Source organism: Amphibacillus sediminis NBRC 103570 (assembly GCF_001552275.1).
Classification (GTDB): domain Bacteria; phylum Bacillota; class Bacilli; order Bacillales; family Amphibacillaceae; genus Amphibacillus_B; species Amphibacillus_B sediminis.
On record NZ_BCQW01000021.1, the window covers coordinates 29,957 to 50,698 of the forward strand.

The window sequence follows — 20,742 nt, forward strand, 5'->3', positions numbered from 1 at the left end:
TTTTGTGGCGAAACGAAAAAGAACATCTAAAGTCGATAAGTGGATTAAAGAAGGTAGAGGAACTGGCAGTGGGGCAGATTATCAGCCTTGGCTAAAAGTTCAAGATGTTTCCTCATTAGGTCGGTCAACGAGATTAAAAGGTACAAAAGCCGGTAGACAACATGAGTTTTTATCGGATTTGGAACGAAATTACTTTTATTTGACTGAATTTTCCGATGTTGTCTTAGATATTCGTGAACAATTTCCTTTATTACCACAAGAAGAGACGATTGTCATTGCGGAAGCGCTTGGAATAAAACACCCAGCTGATCCAAAAACAGGCGATCCAATTGTTATGACAACGGACTTTTTATTAACAGTTGATAAGGGAGAAGGTGTATTTGAAGTCGCTCATACTATCAAAATGAAAGACAAGCTATTAGAAGAACGTGTGTTAGAGAAATTCGAAATTGAACGTGAATACTGGGAGCGTAAAGGCATTAGTTGGGGTATTGTAACAGAGGAAGAAATTGATAAGATCGTGGCTAGAAATATTAGTTATATCCATGATTATTTTGATATTCGGGGCTATGATGTATATCGAGAAATGGCTAACCAACATATAGAGGATTTATCAATGTCTCTTATGAATCGTTTGTTGAATAGTTCACGAAGTATCCGAGAAATCACTAGTGAGTTTGATGCAGATACACACTTGCCTTTTGGAAGTGGTGTCACGTTGTTTTATCATTTGCTTGCTAAAAAAATAATGGTTACAGATATGTACAAGGCAATTGATTTAGAGCAATCAATTGATATTAAGTATATTGATGAAAGTAAATTGGAGAAGGTGAAATACGGATGATTTATATTAATCAGGTATTTCAATATGTAACAGATTCAAAAAGAATTCGGGTAATAGATATGGAAGAACCGCATGTCTATATAGTAAATATTGACACGAGCAGTGCTATGCCACGTAAAGAGCTATACTCTAGTCTAACCACAGATATCAAGCAAGGTGAACTGTTAGCGATTAGTGATCCTTATGCAAAAGTGATTTCCGAAGCTGATTTAACAGAAGTGCAGATTCGTAAGCGCGAAGAAGATTGGGGAAATATACAAAAATACTGTGTCCCCAATATGCCAGATTTGCTCCAAAAACAAGGAAGAGAAAGCAAGATTCGTGAAATCGTTCAAGAGAGCAACTTGGGCAAGACAAAAGTTAAAAAGCTACTAACTCGCTATTGGCAGCGTGGCATGACCAAAAACGCCATGTTACCTGACTACTCTAGTTCAGGTGGTAAAGGGAGAGCAAAAGCTCTAACAAATGCAAAGGTTGGTCGTCCTAGAAGAATAAATATAAATAATGAATATCAAACCGGTATTAACATTACAGAAGAAGTAAAGGTTCAAATTGAACACGTTATCAATAAGTACTACAGGAAAAAGAATAACTACTCTTTAAAAGATGTTTATAATTTTATGCTACGTGACTTCTATTCTGATCGCTATAAGGAAAGCGGTGAGCTGAAATGCCGTCTTTGGGATGCTACCCGAACTCCCTCATATCATCAGTTTTACTATTGGTTTAAAAAGCTTGAAGACCCAAAAAAAGATATTCAGTTTCGTAAAAGTACGAAAGAGTATGAATTGAAGCATCGTCCGATTTTAAGTAATTCTAAATCAGAGACAAACGGTCCTGGAACTAGATTCCAGATTGACGCAACCATTGCAGACATTTATTTAGTTAGCTCGCTTGATGTAAATAAAGTAATTGGGCGACCGGTTATTTATGCAGTATTAGATGTGTATTCACGTATAATCACAGGTCTCTACGTTGGACTAGAAGGTCCATCATGGATTGGTGCAATGATGGCATTAGATAATATGGTTGCAGACAAAGTAGAATTTTGTAAGCAATATGGAATTGATATCACCCCTGAACAATGGCCAACACATCATTTGCCTGAAATTATTATTGCTGACCGAGGTGAGTTTGAAGGTTATTCGGTAGACAACTTAATTAACAATCTTAATATTAAAATTGAGAATACTACGGCTTACCGTGGAGATTTGAAAGGGATTGTTGAAAGGAAATTCCGTACGTTTAACGGGAAGATAAAGCAAAAAGCACCTGGAGCGATTCAAAAGGAATATCGGGAGCGTGGGGATCGAGATTATCGGCTGGATGCTACGTTGAATTTAAAGGAATTTACGGCTCTTATTATTACAATGGCGCTGCATCACAACCAAAAAGTCATTGAAAAATACCCAGTTGAAAAAGAAATGGTTGCAGAAGGATTAGTTCCAACGCCAATTAATTTATGGAATTGGGGGATTCAAAATCGCTCAGGGAGGCTAAGAACAATTGATAAAAATATTCTTCGTCTGAATGTGCTACCACGTGGTAAGGGAACAATTTCAAGAGCTGGCATCAAGTTTAAAAATCTCTTATATGGATCTCAAAGAGCGATGGAAGAAAATTGGTATTTGAAGTTGAAAAATAGAAGTGTAGAAGTTGTTTATGATCCACGAAACGTTGAAAAAATCTATATTCCCCACGATGACGGAATGGGCTTTGAAACGTGTATTTTGTTAGAACCAAGTCAGCAACATAAAGGAGATTTCTTGGAGGAAATTGTCTTTCAACAACAACTTCGGAATGAACTAGAAGAAATAGAAAGTACAAATCAAATTCAACTTACGGTAAATACAGATGCGGCAATGGAAGAGATTATTAAGAAAGCTGTAAAAAACAAAAAACAATCTTCCAATCAACCAACGAGTAAGAAAGCCAAAATAGCTTCTATTCGTGACAACAAGGATGTTGAAAAACTATTAAACCGTGAATCTGAAAAATTTGATTTATTACCTGATAAGGTTAGTGAATCAACTGAAGTAATTGATTTCGCTACAAAAGAGAAGATCGATGATAGCCCACCTAAGAAATCACCCTCACGCCTAATGCAAAAATTAAAGAAGAAGCGAGATGAGGAACTTGGGAAAAATAAATGACATGCTTGTCTTAAAGGGAGAATTTGAGAAAGGTGTCTATAAGGAACAGCTTTTAAGTGAATACACCAATAATCCTTTCATCGAAGCCCTTCCATCGATTTTCAGTGAGGATGAAGTGTTAGAGCGATTTATGGTGACCCCACGAATTAGTGAGCAAGATAAATTAAGTGAATCCAATATTCGTTATCACGTATTAAAACGTGTCAGGAACTTTATCCAGCCATTGCCGATTCATTTTGAGGTGGAACGTCGGTTGTCCACTTTGATTCGACGAGGTTATTTAGCACGAAATCCATTAGACACAACATTTCTAGAGCGTGTTCGAGTGTTACATGAGTTACGTGAAGAAGATGATCTTGCACATAAACATATCAAGGAGCGTTTAAATTATATTCGCTCTACAGCTGACAGCCTTTCAATTATAGGTATCTCTGGGATTGGTAAAACAACTGCAATTGAACGTTTACTGCTCATGTATCCACAAGTGATTAAACATGAAACTTATGAGGGACAACCTTTTAATCGAACACAAATTGTTTGGCTTAAAATCGATTGTCCATACGATGGAAGTTTATCGACGCTTTGTAAAAGCTTCTTTAAGGCGATTGATGATTTACTAGGTACGAGATATTTAGAAAAATACGGTTATTTGAATCGAGTCACATCGACAATGTTGTTGCACATGACATCACTGGCGAGTATGTATGGCATTGGTGTTTTAGTCATTGATGAAATCCAACACTTACTGCATTCAAAAAATGATCAGGAAGAAATGCTGAATTTTTTTGTAACACTGTCTAATACAGTGGGCATTCCCACGGTCTTAATTGGCACTTCTAAGGCACAAAAACTATTTAAGGGGAACTTCAGGCAGGCTAGACGGGCTGCAAGTGATGGAGCTATTATTTGGGATCGTATGGCGGGGGATAGTGAAGAATGGGAGTTCTTCCTTGAAACGCTTTGGGAATTACAGTGCTTAAAGTCCTATTCCGAGCTTACAGAGAATACGAAAAAGACATTTTACTATGAGTGCCAAGGAATTACTGCTGTCGCTGTCAATTTGTTTATTCTAGCGCAAGAACGAGCGTTATTTGATGAGAATAATCCGGATGAAATCATCACACCACAAGTATTAAAAAAGACTGCCCAAGAAGATATGCAAACTATTCAACCAATGATGAACGCTATTCGAACGAACAATTTGGCAGACATGATGAAATATGAAGATATCATGATCAATCTGGATGAAGTCATGCTGAATCATAAGCGAAACACGGAAATAGCAGGACGTATTCAGGAGGCGTTTAAAGAGCGCCAAAATACAATTGAGTATAAACGACAAGACACGATTGAAAACTTAAGTGTCGAAGTAGCAGCCCTAGGTATTTTTGATCGTTTGAAAGACAACGACATTAAAAAACTCGTACAAAAAATTATGGAGGAACATCCACTTGATACTGATTTTCACCAGCTTAAATCAGATGTGATTGAGCAGGCGATTGCATTAAATCAACAGAAGAAAGATCAAAAGGAAAAGGCAAATGTGAAAAAGGCAGAGGTTCTACCATTACTGAAGCTAAGAAAGCAAGCATTGGACAAAAAGCAACATCCTTATGAACTATTGAAGGTTAATGGATACATTAAAAATCCATTGGAGGAATTCTACTAGGAGGGAATCAAGTGCTGCCATTCTTTACTGATCCTTATCCAGATGAGTTGATTTATTCATCAATAGCACGTTATCACTTTTACAGTGGAAATATTGATTACAAAGATACGTTGGAAGAAGTATTTCAAAGTCGTTCTGTGATACCGAGTGTAGAGATTGGTAGTCATTTTCATTCCTTGGCTGGACAGATGGGAAATCATTTTTCAGTAGAGAATTTACTAGCGAAACATACCATTTACCCGTTTTATGCCCCGTTCCTTTCCAAGCATCGACAGCAAGATATTATGCATGATGTCCAAGGTGATGGAAAGGGTCTGTATACACGGCTGGGCATGGTTGCCGGAGGTATTTGCAAGAGAGACGGTTTATACTATTGTTCACGATGTGCTCAATCTGATATTGATACATACGGTGAACCATACATACATAGGGAACACCAACTACAAGGTATAGACATATGTGCGCATCATTATTTACAACTAAGAAAATATCCAGAGGATTTTAACGAGCAAAGTCGAATCAAATTTATTCGGCTTGAGGCAAAAAGAATGGATTTATCTACTTTACAGGAAGTGAAATCTTCTGATCATTTTGATATTCAAGTTAAGCTGGCACAAATGGCATATCAATTATTGAATGTTGATATTAAAGCGTTCTCACGTGAGAAGGTCTTTAATAGGTATCGATTACTCCTCAGAGAAAAGAATTTGCTTACTCCTTCAAATCGAATAAGGCAAAATGAGTTATTTGAAGCCTTCCAAGCAAAGTTCCCAAAAGAGTTTCTAGAAAAGCACGATTCGGGGCTAAATGAGGAAAATGAATACAATTGGTTAAAGGTATTAACCCGCAATGAAAAGCGCCATGTGCACCCTTTGCGCCATCTATTTTTTCTGTATTTTTTAGACAAAGATGTAGAGGAGTTTTTGCATGTTGAACAAGATGAAGGTCCTTTTGGGAACGGTCCATGGCCATGTTTAAATAAAGCTGCTGATCATTATAAGCAGCTCGTTATCCATCATGTAGAGATTACAAGGGATTTTAAATCAATTGCCCCCATTGGTACGTTTCAGTGTTCCTGTGGCTTCATTTATGCTAGAAAGGGTCTTGATAAATCGAACGAAGATAAATGCCGTATTGGACGTGTAAAAGCGTTTGGAGATGTCTGGATGGACAAATTACAAGTCCTAGCAAAAAACGGGGATCTTAGCATAAGAGCAATAGCTGAAATGCTTGGAGTTGATTCCAAGACTGTGAAGAAGTATTTATTATCCATGGATAGGCAAAAAAAAGAGGTTGAAAGCATAGTAATTCCTCCAATGTTACAGCAGTACCGACAAAAATTACTTGAAGGGATACAAATATATCCTTATGATTCAAGAACACAAATTAGAGAGCATTTTCAAAAGGAGTATGCCTATTTGTATCGCCACGATAAGGAATGGTTATTTAAACAGTTGCCCAACATTCGCACAAGGGAAAAACCAAAAGCAACTGTGGATTGGGAAGTTCGTGATCGTGAATACAGTTTCAAAGTCAAAAAGTTTTACAATGAACTCATCATGCTAGATAAGCCCGTTCGAATCACTATTTCGATTGTTGGAAAACGTCTTGGAATCTTATCGAACTTAGAGAAACATCTCGATAAACTGCCACAAACGAAAAAATTTCTAAATGAGGTTACAGAAACGATACAGCAGTTCCAAATTAGACGATGTTCTAAAATTATAGACCAAATGTTGCAGGAACAAGAATCTGTTAAGTTATGGAAAGTGCAACGCATTGGTGCGGTGAAATCCCATCATTTTCATGAAATCAAACCACATTTGGAAACATATTTGCAAGGAAAACAGGAAGTGGATAATGATGAGCACACGACAGGTTAAAATTAAATGGCCATTTAGGAAAGGTGAAGGAGCCAGACTGATTTGGATTGGTGATCCCTTTCGCTCTGAAAATAAAATGATGCTACATGCATACTTTATGGCACGTGGAATCACCGAAAAGGTACTGTTGGATTGGGGCACTTTACCTTGCTTAGCCATCCAGCATTTTTATAGTGATGGAGTGATTACTACTAGTCAGCCTCCTCAAGGTGCGAAGGAAGTAGATATTACGATATATCCTAACAGTGTTAAGTATTTTGAGAAGCCTTGGAAAATACTAAGAAGCAATGATCCTGCAACTTCTCGCAGTTTTATATTTCCCTTTGATAGCAAAAACGTTATTCTACCAGTCATTGAAGTGTTGCGCAGTATATTAGCACCGAACGGCTTTCTTTTATATCGCTTGTTTGAATCGAATTCATTTCCCCAGTTCTTCACAGAAACATACGGAGCAAATCAAATTCATCTTAGCTTTTCGTCACAATATGAATTGAAGTATACAAAGACAGCATTTGTTTATCAATTGGTGTGGCTGTTAACCAATCGTGATTTACGACAAGCATATGAAAATATTGCTTTCACGTGGTTACAGGAGCAGGCGTTGAAATTTGAATGGAGACTTACACAACCGATTACCATAACTGCTCGTGTAAAGGAAAATCGAAGCACATGGACAGTATTACAAATCGTTAATGTAAAAAATAAGCATATTCCATATGACAACATCTCCATTTCACACCCGGAAATACAAGATAAAGTGAAGTCGAAAGAGGCAAAGAAATATACATATCGTACTTTAAATAAAACCGACAAGGAAGAAGGTTTTACATTAGATGAAGAAGTGGATGGATCTACAGATGCCTTTGATCTTGTGCAAATGAATCGGTTGAGACACGAATATACTTCAGTCCCAAACGTCAAACGGATAAAACGTGGCTTTTCAAAGCAGCGTATGGAAGAGGATGAAAACACCAAAAGATACTATGGCGTCAACGATTCCATTCGTTCTACAGCAGATGTCGGTGGACAACAACTTGAAAGAGGCTTGGAACACCAAATGTTGCATGAGATCCAAGCTCAAGGGGAGCTGCAGGACTTTATAAATGTCTTAAAAATATTGGAGCAGTTCTCAGAAGTAAAAGCAATTCGGGCATTTATGGATGTGTTACCAGAGGGCTTAGGAGAGCGGAAGTTTACAAAGCTTAGTGACGGCGTTACAAAAAGACGTTATGTGATCGCCGAGGTATTTATGATGAATGGGGGGCGGTATAATATTATCGAGGTAGAACGTGAACATCGTTCCTTATCTACACTTATTTTATCATCGCCATCGAAACAAGATTGGAGCACAATCTATAATCAACTGCTTTCAAATGTTGTCAATGCTAGTGGCACTTGGGCTCGAAAGTCATTAGAATACTTTGAAGCCCAAGGCATTAACATAACAAAAGCAAAACATAGTCGTAAAGGGATTCAGCATTGGGCTAGGATTTTCTTAGGTAAGCTCTTGTAATATTTCGCAACCTTCTCTGGCTTAGGTGATAATATTCATCGGGTCACAATCTTGAATAACAAAAAGGATTCCAAGTAGAAACTTGTTAGTAAGGCATTTTTTATCACTCATTTTGTTTGAAAATGGGTGTTTTTTATGCTTATTACCAGTTTACTCTATTCATATTATTGAATTGCGATGGTGTTGAATGTTCGCTAATGGGGGTAGGCTTATATACATGCTTAATAGATTAGAGTCATCTAGTCCATCTGCTGTTTGTTAGAGAGTAGATGCTCAAGTCGTTCCTTGGTGAGTGAGCATGACTATTTGCTAATGTCTAAGGTTGTGTTGACGAGATATATGCAACCTACAAAATAAAACACCAAATGTCGGGTATTGCTTAGGGCAATTTGGTACTCTTAGTTCAGAAGGAAGGAATGAATGATGGATTTTTTAACAGCTTTTAATCATGCGATCGATTACATTGAGGAACATTTACAGGATAAAATCGATTATCATCAGGCGGCTCGACGTGCCGGATGCGCTGAACATCATTTCAAGCGCATGTTTTCCTCGATTGCCGGAATCTCACTATCCGAGTATATTCGCCGGAGAAGAATGTCATTGGCAGCGTTTGAGATCACGCACCGTGAATCCAGAATCATTGATATTTCGTTGAAGTTTGGATACCAGTCACCGGATGCTTTTTCCAGAGCATTTCAAATGGTTCACGGGATATTACCATCTGCAGCCAGAAAGGAGGGAGCAAAATTAAAAGCATATCCAAGAATTCGTTTTCAAATGGCCATTAAGGGAGATGCAGAGCTTCGCTATCGGATGGAGGAGAAAGCGTCATTTGAGATGGTAGGCATCAAAGAGCGGACCACGCATACAGACAAGAGTTTCCTGACCCGTTTGTGGGAGCAGGGAACGGATGAAATATATGCAGAATTGGCGCAATTGAGTGATACATTATTTCCGGGTGTTCTTCATGTGACGACCGATGTGACGGAAGAAACAATGGACTTCATGATTGCTGTCCAGACCAGCAAGGAAAACTTCCCGCCAAAATATGCCAATATTGTCGTACCAGCTTCTACCTGGGCAGTATTTGAAGTTCAGGAACCTGATCCGGAAGTGATGCTGCAGACATGGAACCGAATTTATACAGAGTGGTTTCCGATTGGAGAATACGAAGTATTGAATTTACCGGAATTTGTGCGTTGTCTGGAACAGGAATGGGAAATATGGATACCAGTACAAGAGAAGAGGAGGAACAATAAATGACGATTTTGGTAACAGGTGCTACGGGAAATGTAGGAAGGGAGATTGTCAATCAACTGCTCAGGAAAAATCAACAGGTTCGGGCATTAACCCGAGATCCATCCACTGCAAGATTGCCTAAAGAAGCAGAGGTTGTCAAGGGAGACCTTTCACACCCAGAAACATTGACATCCGTATTGGACGGAGTTACAGCCATGCACTGGATCTCTGTATATGAAGATGAAGCGCTTCATGCCGTAAATGAAGTCGCAACACTGGTGAAAAATGCAGGCGTGCAACGGGCAACCATTATGACAGGAGGAGGAGACGAGACGGTTGTCTAGGCAGCTAAACAGGCGAGGCTTCCGCATACACATCTGCAACCAGGAGAATTTATGACAAACACGTTGCTATGGGCAGAAGATATCCGAAACAATCGTATTGTACGAGCTCCATTTGGACATCAATTGAGTGCGATGATCCATGAAGCAGATATTGCTGCAGTTGCTGTGAAAGCTCTGTGTGAAAAAGGGCACGAAGATAAGACGTACCTGTTAACCAGCAATGAGGAATTAACGCGTAGAGACAGAATCCAGCAACTGGCAGCGGCCATTGGTACAGACATCCGTTTTGAAGAATTGACAACCGAAGAAGCGCGAGAGCAGTGGTTAAATGAAGGGTATTCTCAAGCAGATATTGACTGGCTGCTAGAGTTGGGAGAATGGGAATGTATATCACCTGCAACAGATTCGATCGAACAAATAACTGGACACCCTGCACGTACCTTTTATGAATGGGCGAAAGAACACGCAGACTATTTTCGTTAAAAAAATAGGAGTGGGGGTGCAAGTAAATGTGAAAAAGAACAAAAATATTAAAATGAAAGGACGAGATGATGAAAATGTCTGTTATAGAAAAGGGCGACACAAATGTTATTGAAGTTAACAATTTAAAGATGCGTTACGGGATGAAGAATGTATTAAAAGGTGTGACATTTTCCGTTAAAAAGGGAGAGGTGTTGGCGTTGCTTGGACCAAACGGTGCTGGAAAAACCACCACCATTGAAATAATGGAAGGCTTCAGGATTCCTTCAGAAGGAGATGTTCGAGTACTTGGCATACATCCGAAAAATGGGGACGAAGCATGGCGTGCACAATTGGGCATTGTCATGCAGTCATGGCGGGATCACCCTAAATGGAAGGTGCGTGAGCTTCTAGAGCATTTGGGCGACTATTATAAACCGTATGCCACCTCCACCAGGGTCAGACCTTTAGACGCTGAAGAATTGATTGGCAAGGTTGGTCTTAACGAACAGGCGGAGCAGAAGATTAGCAGCTTATCAGGTGGTCAACGCAGAAGGCTGGACGTTGCCATCGGACTGATCGGTAATCCAGAGATTTTGTTTCTGGATGAACCGACTGCAGGCTTTGACCCACAGGCACGCCGGGATTTTCATGAGGTGATCCGCAGGCTGTCTGAATTTGAAGACACGACCATTTTGTTGACAACCCATGATCTGCATGAGGCAGAGAAATTGTCCGATCGTATTTTGATTCTAGCCGGAGGACGTATCGGGGCCAACGGAAGCTCTGAACAGCTAGCAAGGCAGGTGATGGGAAAAGCGGAAGTCAGCTGGACCATTCACGATGACCATTTCAAGGAAGAAGTAGTGGAGCCCGTCCAGTTCGTACGCAACCTGTTTGAACAGCACGGCGATGCTATTACAGACCTGGAGGTCAGAAAGGCAAGCCTAGAGGATACGTATATTAAAATGGTACAACGAATTGAAAGTAACGGCCAGCTAGAGGAGACCCTGTCAACATTTGAGGAGGGAACACCATGAATCCTGTCATACACGCTGCAAAATTAGGTGCCAAGCGCGGCTGGATCGAATTTAAACAAATGCTAAAGAGTCCAATGGATCTCGGATTTAATATTGTCATGACTGTTATCTTTCTTATTGTTCTTTATGTCCAGCGTAATAGAATGATCGAAGGGACTGACTTGGCGCTATCCATGTTCACCTTACCTAGTCTGCTTGGCATGTTAGTTGTATTTGGAGGGTTTATGGGTGCGGCGGTCACCATGACGTATGAACGGGAGGACGGTACGCTCCTCAGGGCTAAAGCAACACCTAACGGCATGATCAGTTATTTGATAAGCCGGATTATCTCTGTAACGTCCAATTCATTGGTTACAGTAACGATGCTGCTAGTACCTGGATTGTTTCTTATACAAGGCCTGACTAATATTGGCTGGTCCGGGTGGGGCATGTTGCTTGTGATCTTTGTACTCGGAACGCTGGCAACACTTCCGTGGGGAGCTGTCATTGGGTCGCTAGTTAAAAGCACTACTGCGTCATTTAATATAACCTTTTTGCCGATCGGGGGATTAACAGCTATTTCCGGCATCTTTTATCCGATTACAAGTCTGCCTGACTGGGTACAGATCCTTGCTCAAATTTTCCCGATTTACTGGCTTGGTCTTGGCATGCGGTCTGCTCTAATGCCTGATGTAGCAGTTCTTTCTGAAATTGGAGAATCATGGCGTTATGTCGAAATGTTCGGCGTATTGGGCATTTGGACAATTGCTGGCTTTTTAGTCGTTCCGAGAATTTTACGAAGGATGGCACGTAAAGAATCAGGCTCCACTATGGAAAAGCGTAAACAGGAAATGATGTCGCGGGGGTACTAATTATTCTAGTTTCGGTACCATCACGGTAGAAAGCCTACTTAGTTTTCCCACTGTAACATACAGATTGCAATCAAGTATATTAACTCTATAAGGAGTGAGGTATTAAATGAAGAAAATATTACTGACAGTAACCCCCTTTGTGGATTATCCAGGGTCTATTCCCAATGAATTCGTATCTCGGCATCTTGCGAGGCAGCTTATTGAAGAAGGCTTCGATGTCCACATACTTGCAAATAAATCGCAAAGTAAAAACTGGCCAAAAGAAGCTAAGGTCATAAATGGAAGCATTACGAAACCTGACGATACTCCTCTGGCATTTGAAAATATAGATGCAGTATTTCTCGCAGGAGCTATTCCGGAAACTGTTTACGAAGCTGTAAATATGGCTAAAGAAGCTGGTGTAAAGAAAATAGTAACATTATCTTCACATGGTCCTGAAATAGAAATTCAATTTCCCCCCGACAGCTGGTATTGGTTAGCTATTGATGTGGTAGTTGAGCGTTCGGAGATTAAACATACGCGTATTGTTCCTTCAAATATTATGGCTTCTACTCTGGTTGGAGACCATTATTCAGCTGGTAAAAGTTGGGCAGAACATATAAGAGAAGATAGCCTAATTCAAGAGCCATACGTTCATACAAAAGTCCCTCTGATCCATGAAGAAGATTTAGCATTCGTAATTTCTAAAGAACTTCAACAAGTCAATTTATCTAATAAAACACTGCATGTTTATGGGCATTCTATAAGCCCTTTGGAGCGCAAAAAAATCCTAAGTGAAGTATTAAATAAAGAATTAAAATTCAAAGAATTAACCTCAGATGAGGCTTTTGAATACTTCCGCCAGGAAGGGCTTGATGAGTATGAAATCTCTCACAGATTAGGAGTACTTGAATCCATTTCAAATAACCCAGTTGAATTTAACTCTGAAATTACAAATATTATTAATAGACCTCTAAAAACATATTCTCAATGGGTTAAAGAGCATACTTCATTCTTGAATGGATAAACATAAAATAAATGGAAGGGTAATCGCATAACAGCACCTAATGCCCCACGAACGAGGCGCGATTGTTGAAGATCACATCAGAAAATGATCTAACTTTTTTATAAAAATTGAACACCGCAGCGTAAAGGAAGAATCCATTTTGATCAATCTTTTTTCAAAATGGTTTCTTCTTGTTTACGGTGATATAAGGGTTTGTGAGGAATTTCTGATCAAACTTTATTTTAAAGCTACATTGAGTTGTGGCTTTGAAAGAAAGTCGCGATGTTTATAAAAAAGATGCGATGTTTTGAAGAAAGTCACGAAACTTTACCCCTTTAGATATGATTATCTAAAGGGGTGTTTATATGTCTAAAAGAAAAAGAACATCTGAAATTGAAAAATGGATTAAAGAAGGTCGTGGTTCAGGTGCTGGTTAGAATATAAACCGTGGCTAAAGATCCAAGATGTATCTTCGCTAGGTAGGTCTACTCGCTTGAAAGGAATAAAGACAAATAGGCAGCATGAGTTTTTATCAGATTTAGAACGAAACTATTTTTATATAACTGAATTTTCGGATTTTGTTATTGATATTCGTGAGCCATTCCCTTTACTACTATTGGAAGAAACCATTGTCATTGCAAATGAGTTAGGTATTAAACATCCCGCTGATCCAAAAACGGGGGAACCGATTGTAATGACAACGGATTTTTTATTAACGATTTGTAATGGACAAGGTGTAATTGAAGTAGCTCATGCAATTAAAATGATAATCAATACTATGTAATCTAGCCTCTATACTCTAACTTTATAAGTTGGGCACCACGGTGTTTATCTCTTTAAAGAGTTTCCTTAGGTACTTCTTATAAAGTTGATTATCTTCTAAAATGAAATAACTTTATTATGAGATATCAATTTTGTAGAATTGAAATAAAGTTGCGAAATTTTAACCCCTTCGGATATGATTGTTTAAAGAGGTGTTTTTGTGGTGAAAAGAAAAGGAATATCTAAAGTTGAAAAATGGGTTAAAGAAGATAGAGGAATCGGCAGTCGGACAGATTATCAGCCATGGATAAAAATACAAGATGTTTCTTCACGAGGTTGGTCAAACGGGGGATTTTATGTATAGGATATTAATTGTGGAGGATGAAATAAGTATTGCTGATACATTAAAAAAACGTCTTAAAAAATACGGATATGAGTGTCACATAATAGAAGATTTTAAAAGAGTTCTGGATGTTTTTCAAGAAACAGAACCGCATTTAGTTATTATGGATATAAATCTTCCTTACTTTGATGGATATTACTGGTCAAGAAAAATAAGACGGATATCCACATGTCCAATTATGATTCTGTCTGCTCGAATGAGCGAACTAGATCAGATATATGGTATTGAAAATGGTGCAGATGATTTTATCACTAAGCCTTTTGTAATGGATGTAGTAATAGCAAAAATCAATGGGCAAATTCGACGTACATATGGAGAGTATGCAAAAAATGCGGAACGACGAATATTACAAAAGGGTAATACTATCTTAAATTTGGACACAGTACGTTTATCTACGCCTAGACAGGAGGAAGTATTGACGGTAAAAGAGCTCCAGCTTTGTAATATGTTTTTTGAGGCTTTTCCAAATGTTGTAACAAGACAACAGCTGCTTTCTGTTATATGGGATGAAGAAGGATTTGTAGAAGAAAATACACTCACAGTGAATATCAAAAGATTGCGAAAAAAATTAGAAAATGTCCAATCCTCCTTAGAACTAAAAACAATTCGGGGAATTGGCTATCAATTGATGGAGAAAGACAAATGAAGTTATTTATAAAGGATCATCTCAGCTTTATTCTTTTGTATCTGATAACTTTTATCTGCTTGCCTTTTATCATTGAGCAATTAGATGGTTTTGAAAATCATTATTACTATTTTAGTTTTTTAGCCATCACTTTATTAATTAATCTGCTAGTTATTCGCTATCTTCGTCGTAAAAAAATGTATACACATTTAAAGAAAGAAAATTTAGACCAAGCTGGTTTTCTTGTCTATCGTCCTCATGCTCCGATAGAAAAAGCATATGCCAATCAATTAAAGGGATTTTCTTCCTTACTCTTAAAAGAACAGGACACGTATCAAGACTTTCTACAGGAACAGCTGCTACTTATTTCACATGCGGTGCACCAGATGAAGACGCCTATTTCTGTCATGCAATTGCTTGTTCAATCGAATCAAATAAACGAGGCCAAATCGTTAGGAGAATGGCAGAAAGTAAAAGCCGAATGCGATAAAATAAGCTTTTCATTAAATCAGCTATTGTCTTATAGCCGCTCTACCCAATTATTATCTGATTTGAAAATTGAAGCGATGCCACTACAGAAAATAATAAAAGAGGTTATTAATGATTTAAAAGATTACTTTATTGAGGAAGAACTATTTCCTAAGGTGACAATAGCGGAGGAAGTTATTCTTTATTCAGACCGAAAGTGGATGAAAGTAGTCGTCTACCAACTGCTTAGTAATGCGATTAAATATGGTGAGAAGTACTCTAGTGTTCATATCTATTACAGGAATGGGCAGTTATCGATTCATAACAGAGGGGAAACCATTCCAAAAAGTGAGATCAATCGCTTATTCAATTTATTCTATACAGGTTCAAAAGGACGGAAAAGACGTGAAGCAACAGGAATAGGTTTATACTTAGTCAAAAGGATTTTGAATACGCTAGATCATCCGTTTGAGTTAACGTCTCATCGTCAAGAAACCATTTTCACCATTGAACTTTCGAAAAGTATTAGTACGGCTGCCGATTGAGGCAGCCGTTTTGAATGTGTCAATATTGTCACTTTGCCGTCATCTTTTTAAATGTTAAGGAATGGACGACTTCGGTATATTAAAGTCAATAATGAAAAAGACAGGAGTGGTATATATGTCAGATATGATTTTAAGTGTTCAACAACTCCATAAGGAGTATGTGGGAGAGGTGAACTATAAAGCATTAAAAGGAATTGATTTTCAACTGAAACGTAATGAATTTGTCTCTGTAATGGGCCCATCTGGAAGTGGGAAGACGACATTTTTAAATTGTATATCAACCATAGACCGTCTGACCAATGGTTCTATTACAATTAACCAAAACAATCCATATGAACTGAATGATGAAGGCCTTGCAAAGTTTCGACGTAGTGAATTGGGTTTTGTCTTTCAAGATTTTAACTTGGTTCACACATTAACCGTAGAAGAAAACATTTTATTACCATTGACACTCGATGTAGTGAATGCAAAGGAAATGAAATCCCGTTTAGCGGAAGTCGTTGAGTTTTTAGGAATTGAAGAAATAATGAAGAAGAGAACCTTTGAAATTTCAGGGGGACAGAAGCAACGTGTAGCCATTGCACGAGCAGTTATTCATCAGCCTAGTCTATTATTAGCAGATGAGCCGACTGGGAATCTGGACTCTAAAGCAGCAAATAGTGTGATGACGCTATTTCAATCCATTCATGAAACGTTTCAAACCTCTTTATTAATGGTCACACATGATCCGTATGTTGCCAGTTTTGCTGAGCGAGTGATTTTTATGCAAGACGGGATGCTCTACAATGAAATACAGAGAGGTGACCACAAGCAGCAATTCTATCAAGAAATTGTAGATACACTGACATTTCTGGGTGGTGGCTATCATGAGCTTTAATCATATTGTCATTCAAAATATATTACGGGATAAATGGACCTATATTTCCTATTTTCTGAGTAGCGTCTTTTCTATTTTAGTCTTTTTCTTTTTTTTGATTACTGCCTTTCATCCAATGATGGATGCAATCGATCCGCATAGCTCACTTGGAATCACCATGATTCTTTGTAGTATTATTATCTATACTTTTTCTTTTGTTTTTATTATTTATTCGATGCTGGCTTTTTTAAAGAAGAAAACCAAAAGCCTTGGAGTCTTTATCATTTCTGGAGCATCGACGAAGCAAGTGCAGAAAATGGTATTCCGAGAAAATATGTTGATTGCAATTGCTGCAATTATTACAGCAATTGTTGTTGGAGTAATCGTTTCTCCTCTGTTTTTAATGGTCGTTAAAAATGTCTTAGAGGCAGACAGCTTTGGAATGTATGTACCGGTACAAGCTATTGCAATGACATTCATTTTATTTAGTGTTTTATTTTTAATTGTTTCCAAAATAACGACACGATTTATCAAGAAAGAAAAAGCTGTACGACTGTTAAAAGCAGATGTTACACAGGAAAAATTAATACTTCCAACTCCATGGAGGTTACTTTTATCCATCTTAGTGAGTGCAGCTTTATTACTACCTTTCAAATTTAGCCCAGATATCATTGATAGCTTAGGAATTGTTTATTTTATTATTTTGTTTATCAGTCTGTTAATGACGATTTATATTGTATTAACCCAAGGAATCTGGTTTACGATTCGGATATTGCAAAAAAGCTCCGCGTATTACAGAAAAACCAATATGTTATTTGTATCGAATTTACAAGCCAAAGGCAATTCACATGCTCATGTCATTTATTTGCTCAGTATTTTACTGGTTGCCGTATTTGTTACGACGAGTGTTTTGTACAGCTCGTATTATAATGTCAAAGAAAATACAGAAGCTGTATATCCGTATAGCTTTCAATATATTTCACTTCCAGATAATCCTTTAGAAAAAGAACAGCAAGATATTGAATTTATGGAGACAACCCTTGAGCAAACAGTGGGAAACTTCGATGCGTATCAATCTGCTTTCAAAACAGATGAAGACCGCAGGATTGGCTTCATGTCGAATGCTAATTTCAATGCACTTGGTACACACCAAGCGATAACACTTAACGATAATGAATATTATGTTGTCGCAGGAAATGAGGGAATAATTCCAAACACGGATGCCATTCAGGATTATGTGGATGACACTCTTCAGTACGTAGGATTAGAAGAACGCATGATTCTTTCAACAGGCTTTCGGGCAGTATATTATATTATACCAGATGCGATTTATGAAGCAATCAATTATCCAGAATATCATGTGTTTGCCTATGAATTGGAGGACTGGACAGAGAAGCGGGATTTAGCAGAAAAAATAGAATCACAAATCATGACAGAACCAGGTGAGAGTTATGTCGCATCGAAAATATCATTATATGCTGACGAGTTATTTGTAAAGAGGATTTTGTTCTTTATTGGTTTTATGCTTAGTCTGATTTTTTTGAGTGCAGCCATGAGTATTCTTTATTTTTACTTGCAGACCTCTTTAGCGGGAGAAAAAGAAAAATATTTGGGCATTCGCAAGATCGGGCTATCTATGAAAGAAATTAGTGTTATTGTGACAAGAGAATTAGCAATACTGATTTTTGTCCCTTTTACAATTGCTACGATTTTATTATTTATCGTGTTATTCAGTATTCGTGATTCACTTTCCCCAGCGTTTTTTCAGATGACTACGGTGGGTGTAGGAATTATTTTGCTGTTGTTTACTCTGAGCTTTTTTATTATACGTAAAGCATATTTAATAAAATTGGTAGAGTAAGTGCTAGAACACGTTAAACTGGATTTCAAGATTATACTATCCATTACAATTTAAGTTGTAAGTTTAAAATAAAGTCGTCCCGTTTATAAAGAAGTTGCACCGTATTCCCCCTTTGGATATGATTATCTAAAGGGGTGTTTTTATGTCGAAAAGAAAAAGAACACCTAAAGTCGATAAATGGATTAAAGAGGATCGTGGAACCGGGAGTGGGGCTGATTACCAGCCATGGTTTAAAGTTCAAGACGTTTCTTCTTTAGGTCGGTCAATGAGATTAATAGGAATAAAAACCAACAGACAATATAATCGAACGTACGTTTTTTTGAAGCTATTTTATCCATACATTTCTATAGAGGGTGATTCATTTTATGTATACTATAGGGAGGTTCTCGAATCTCTGCAACGTACCAGTTAAAACCGTTCGCTATTATAGTGAAATTGGGTTGCTAAATCCTTCGTATGTGGATTCTGTGACAAGTTATCGCTATTATGACTACGATAAGATGAAAGAGTTGAAAACAATTCTAATCTTAAAAGAATGCGAGTTCTCATTAGAAGAAATTAAACAAGTTTTAAATGGACAAGATAGTAATAATTTGAGTTTAAGATTACAGAAAAAAACGGATGAGCTAAAGAATCAGCAAGAACAGATTACCACAAAAATTAAAAATATTGAGCAATTAAATAAGTTACTACAAAATGAAGAACCAATTATTTCTGTGCCTGTTCTTTCAAATTGTTACATAGAGAAGCGGAAAAGCTTACGGGCTGTGTCTCTTCGTAAAACGATCAATCTAATGGAAATTGATACGCTTGTTAAAGAGTTGTTTGAAAGAATCTATGCTTTTCAATTAACTGTTGATGGGAAGTTACTCGCTATCTTTCATCATAAAGATCAGAAGCAAAATAAAGCTGATGTTGAGTTGCTTTTACCAGTAAAAGCGGGTGAAAATGAGGAGTTTCTTACAACATTGCCTGAAGGAAATTATGCATGTGTCGATATGAAAGGTCCATATTCAGACCTTCATTATGCTTACAGATGTTTAAAAACTTGGTTAAAAGAACAATCACTTTCTATAACAGGCATGTATATGGAAGAGTATGTAAAAGGGCTTGTTCCACAAAATGTTATGAATCCTTTACATATTAAACCAAATGATGAATTGCATCCAAACGATTTTTTAACGAAAGTGTTTGTCAAGATAGGTTAACGTTCTATACTCGAATAAGGGTTAACTCTCCAGCTAGTGGAAGGTTTATTCTTTTTATAGCAAAGCATATGCCTTGCTAATAAAACGATGAATGGAGAGGTTTAAATGAGTGACTATACTGGAACTTTCATTTTTTTAGAAGGCAGCTCGTATGAAATTGGGGAAAAACAGGCATTAGAGTTTTGTGAGAACCCACACGCCAAAAAATTGTTTTTTAGTGAATCACCAGACTCTGATAAAACTTATCTTGAAATGAGAGCTCAGATCGAGGAATATTGCCCGGGCTTAAATGAAGAATTAGAGGGTTTTGCAACAGGATTTGGCTTTGAACCTGATCAATTAAACTTCTATAACGATGCCTGGCTCATACCTGGAGGGTGTAGTCTTGGTGTGATTTCCCCTCGGAAGATGGTTGATGGTAAAACTTATCTAGTCCGGAATTATGATCTCTCTCCTGAAATTTCCGACATGCGTCTTTGTAGTACTAAAGTGAGAGGACGTTACACGCATACTGGCTTCTCTGTTTCTACATTTGGTCGCAGCGAAGGGTTAAATGAGAAAGGGTTATGTGTAGCTTTTGCCTCATGTGGAATGCCAATAGGGAATCATCCTGGGATGAGAGAACCGGTATCAACAGGCTTGCAGTTTATGGTTATCGTAAGATCGCTTCTGGAGACATGTAAAAATACGGAAGAAGCTATTTATGCAATTAAAAACATGCCGGTTGGAACAAATATGAATTTACTCATAGCGGATGCGAGCGGAGAGTCAGCTTTAGTAGGTACATATGATGGAGCGAAATTGGTTAAAAAAACCGATATGGATTATTTAATGGCAACGAATCACGGGTTATTCCCTGAAATTCGAAATCTTGAACAAGGTCAGCTTGATCAATCTCTACAACGATATAAAGTTTTAGAAAATAACTTTAGTGCTAAAGGTAAGCTTTCTGTAAGTGAAATCAAAGAACTTCTTTTAAAAGAGTTTCCAGAAGGGGTAACTATTCATAACTACAAAGAGAACTTCGGAAC

At 37.8% G+C, this 20,742-nt stretch carries 19 protein-coding genes and 1 pseudogene; all 20 read left to right on the top strand.

The features are described 5' to 3' along the window. Positions 1-4 precede the first annotated feature (4 nt). Positions 5-844 carry a heteromeric transposase endonuclease subunit TnsA gene (locus tag ASE01S_RS12000; RefSeq protein WP_067842637.1) on the top strand — a complete coding sequence of 280 codons (840 nt, stop codon included), beginning with the start codon at positions 5-7 and terminating at the stop codon, positions 842-844. After that, positions 841-2,997, top strand: coding sequence for a TnsB C-terminal domain-containing protein (locus ASE01S_RS12005; protein WP_067842640.1), 2,157 nt, complete (start codon positions 841-843; stop codon positions 2,995-2,997). The genes ASE01S_RS12000 and ASE01S_RS12005 overlap by 4 nt, the downstream gene beginning before the upstream one ends. Continuing rightward, the gene (locus ASE01S_RS12010) at positions 2,972-4,666 is read left to right on the top strand and encodes an ATP-binding protein (protein ID WP_067842643.1); all 1,695 of its coding nucleotides are present in this window, start codon (positions 2,972-2,974) and stop codon (positions 4,664-4,666) included. The genes ASE01S_RS12005 and ASE01S_RS12010 overlap by 26 nt, the downstream gene beginning before the upstream one ends. 11 nt (positions 4,667-4,677) lie before the next feature. Continuing rightward, positions 4,678-6,549: a TnsD family Tn7-like transposition protein gene (locus tag ASE01S_RS12015; RefSeq protein ID WP_067842646.1), complete on the top strand. Its 1,872-nt coding sequence runs from the start codon at positions 4,678-4,680 to the stop codon at positions 6,547-6,549. Beyond that, complete coding sequence (locus tag ASE01S_RS12020; RefSeq protein ID WP_067842685.1) at positions 6,530-8,062, top strand: Tn7-like element transposition protein TnsE; 1,533 nt, start codon at positions 6,530-6,532, stop codon at positions 8,060-8,062. Before ASE01S_RS12015 ends, ASE01S_RS12020 begins: the two co-directional genes overlap by 20 nt. A gap of 423 nt (positions 8,063-8,485) precedes the next feature. Next, entirely contained in the window at positions 8,486-9,328 is an 843-nt protein-coding gene (locus ASE01S_RS12025; protein ID WP_083512130.1) for an AraC family transcriptional regulator, read from the top strand. After that, a complete protein-coding gene (locus tag ASE01S_RS12030; protein WP_067842653.1) occupies positions 9,325-9,648 on the top strand; it encodes an SDR family oxidoreductase in 324 nt (107 codons plus the stop codon). The genes ASE01S_RS12025 and ASE01S_RS12030 overlap by 4 nt, the downstream gene beginning before the upstream one ends. A gap of 51 nt (positions 9,649-9,699) precedes the next feature. Further along, positions 9,700-10,131 (top strand): Rossmann-fold NAD(P)-binding domain-containing protein, encoded by a 432-nt coding sequence (locus ASE01S_RS12035; RefSeq protein WP_067842656.1) that lies wholly within the window; start codon positions 9,700-9,702, stop codon positions 10,129-10,131. Positions 10,132-10,199: 68 nt separating this feature from the next. Next, the gene (locus ASE01S_RS12040) at positions 10,200-11,147 is read left to right on the top strand and encodes an ABC transporter ATP-binding protein (RefSeq protein WP_217995656.1); all 948 of its coding nucleotides are present in this window, start codon (positions 10,200-10,202) and stop codon (positions 11,145-11,147) included. Then, positions 11,144-11,998, top strand: a complete 855-nt coding sequence (locus tag ASE01S_RS12045; protein WP_067842659.1) for an ABC transporter permease — start codon at positions 11,144-11,146, stop codon at positions 11,996-11,998. Before ASE01S_RS12040 ends, ASE01S_RS12045 begins: the two co-directional genes overlap by 4 nt. Positions 11,999-12,104: 106 nt before the next feature. Further along, positions 12,105-13,004 carry an SDR family oxidoreductase gene (locus ASE01S_RS12050; protein ID WP_067842662.1) on the top strand — a complete coding sequence of 300 codons (900 nt, stop codon included), beginning with the start codon at positions 12,105-12,107 and terminating at the stop codon, positions 13,002-13,004. Positions 13,005-13,348: 344 nt separating this feature from the next. Then, positions 13,349-13,749, top strand: a pseudogene (locus ASE01S_RS12055) (heteromeric transposase endonuclease subunit TnsA); the annotation flags it as partial. A 216-nt stretch (positions 13,750-13,965) separates the two neighbouring features. Further along, entirely contained in the window at positions 13,966-14,109 is a 144-nt protein-coding gene (locus ASE01S_RS15860) for a hypothetical protein (RefSeq protein WP_174520238.1), read from the top strand. Further along, the gene (locus ASE01S_RS12060; protein WP_067842665.1) at positions 14,102-14,794 is read left to right on the top strand and encodes a response regulator transcription factor; all 693 of its coding nucleotides are present in this window, start codon (positions 14,102-14,104) and stop codon (positions 14,792-14,794) included. Before ASE01S_RS15860 ends, ASE01S_RS12060 begins: the two co-directional genes overlap by 8 nt. Then, a complete protein-coding gene (locus ASE01S_RS12065) occupies positions 14,791-15,786 on the top strand; it encodes a sensor histidine kinase (protein WP_067842668.1) in 996 nt (331 codons plus the stop codon). Before ASE01S_RS12060 ends, ASE01S_RS12065 begins: the two co-directional genes overlap by 4 nt. Before the next feature lie 115 nt (positions 15,787-15,901). Beyond that, positions 15,902-16,663: an ABC transporter ATP-binding protein gene (locus tag ASE01S_RS12070; protein WP_067842672.1), complete on the top strand. Its 762-nt coding sequence runs from the start codon at positions 15,902-15,904 to the stop codon at positions 16,661-16,663. Next, positions 16,653-18,503 carry an FtsX-like permease family protein gene (locus tag ASE01S_RS12075; protein WP_067842675.1) on the top strand — a complete coding sequence of 617 codons (1,851 nt, stop codon included), beginning with the start codon at positions 16,653-16,655 and terminating at the stop codon, positions 18,501-18,503. Before ASE01S_RS12070 ends, ASE01S_RS12075 begins: the two co-directional genes overlap by 11 nt. A gap of 142 nt (positions 18,504-18,645) precedes the next feature. Then, a complete protein-coding gene (locus tag ASE01S_RS16225) occupies positions 18,646-18,915 on the top strand; it encodes a transposase (protein WP_245630371.1) in 270 nt (89 codons plus the stop codon). After that, positions 18,869-19,711, top strand: a complete 843-nt coding sequence (locus ASE01S_RS12085) for a MerR family transcriptional regulator (protein WP_067842678.1) — start codon at positions 18,869-18,871, stop codon at positions 19,709-19,711. The genes ASE01S_RS16225 and ASE01S_RS12085 overlap by 47 nt, the downstream gene beginning before the upstream one ends. A 105-nt stretch (positions 19,712-19,816) precedes the next feature. Further along, positions 19,817-20,742 (top strand): C45 family autoproteolytic acyltransferase/hydrolase (locus ASE01S_RS12090; protein ID WP_067842682.1); only part of this gene is annotated, 926 nt, incomplete at its 3' end.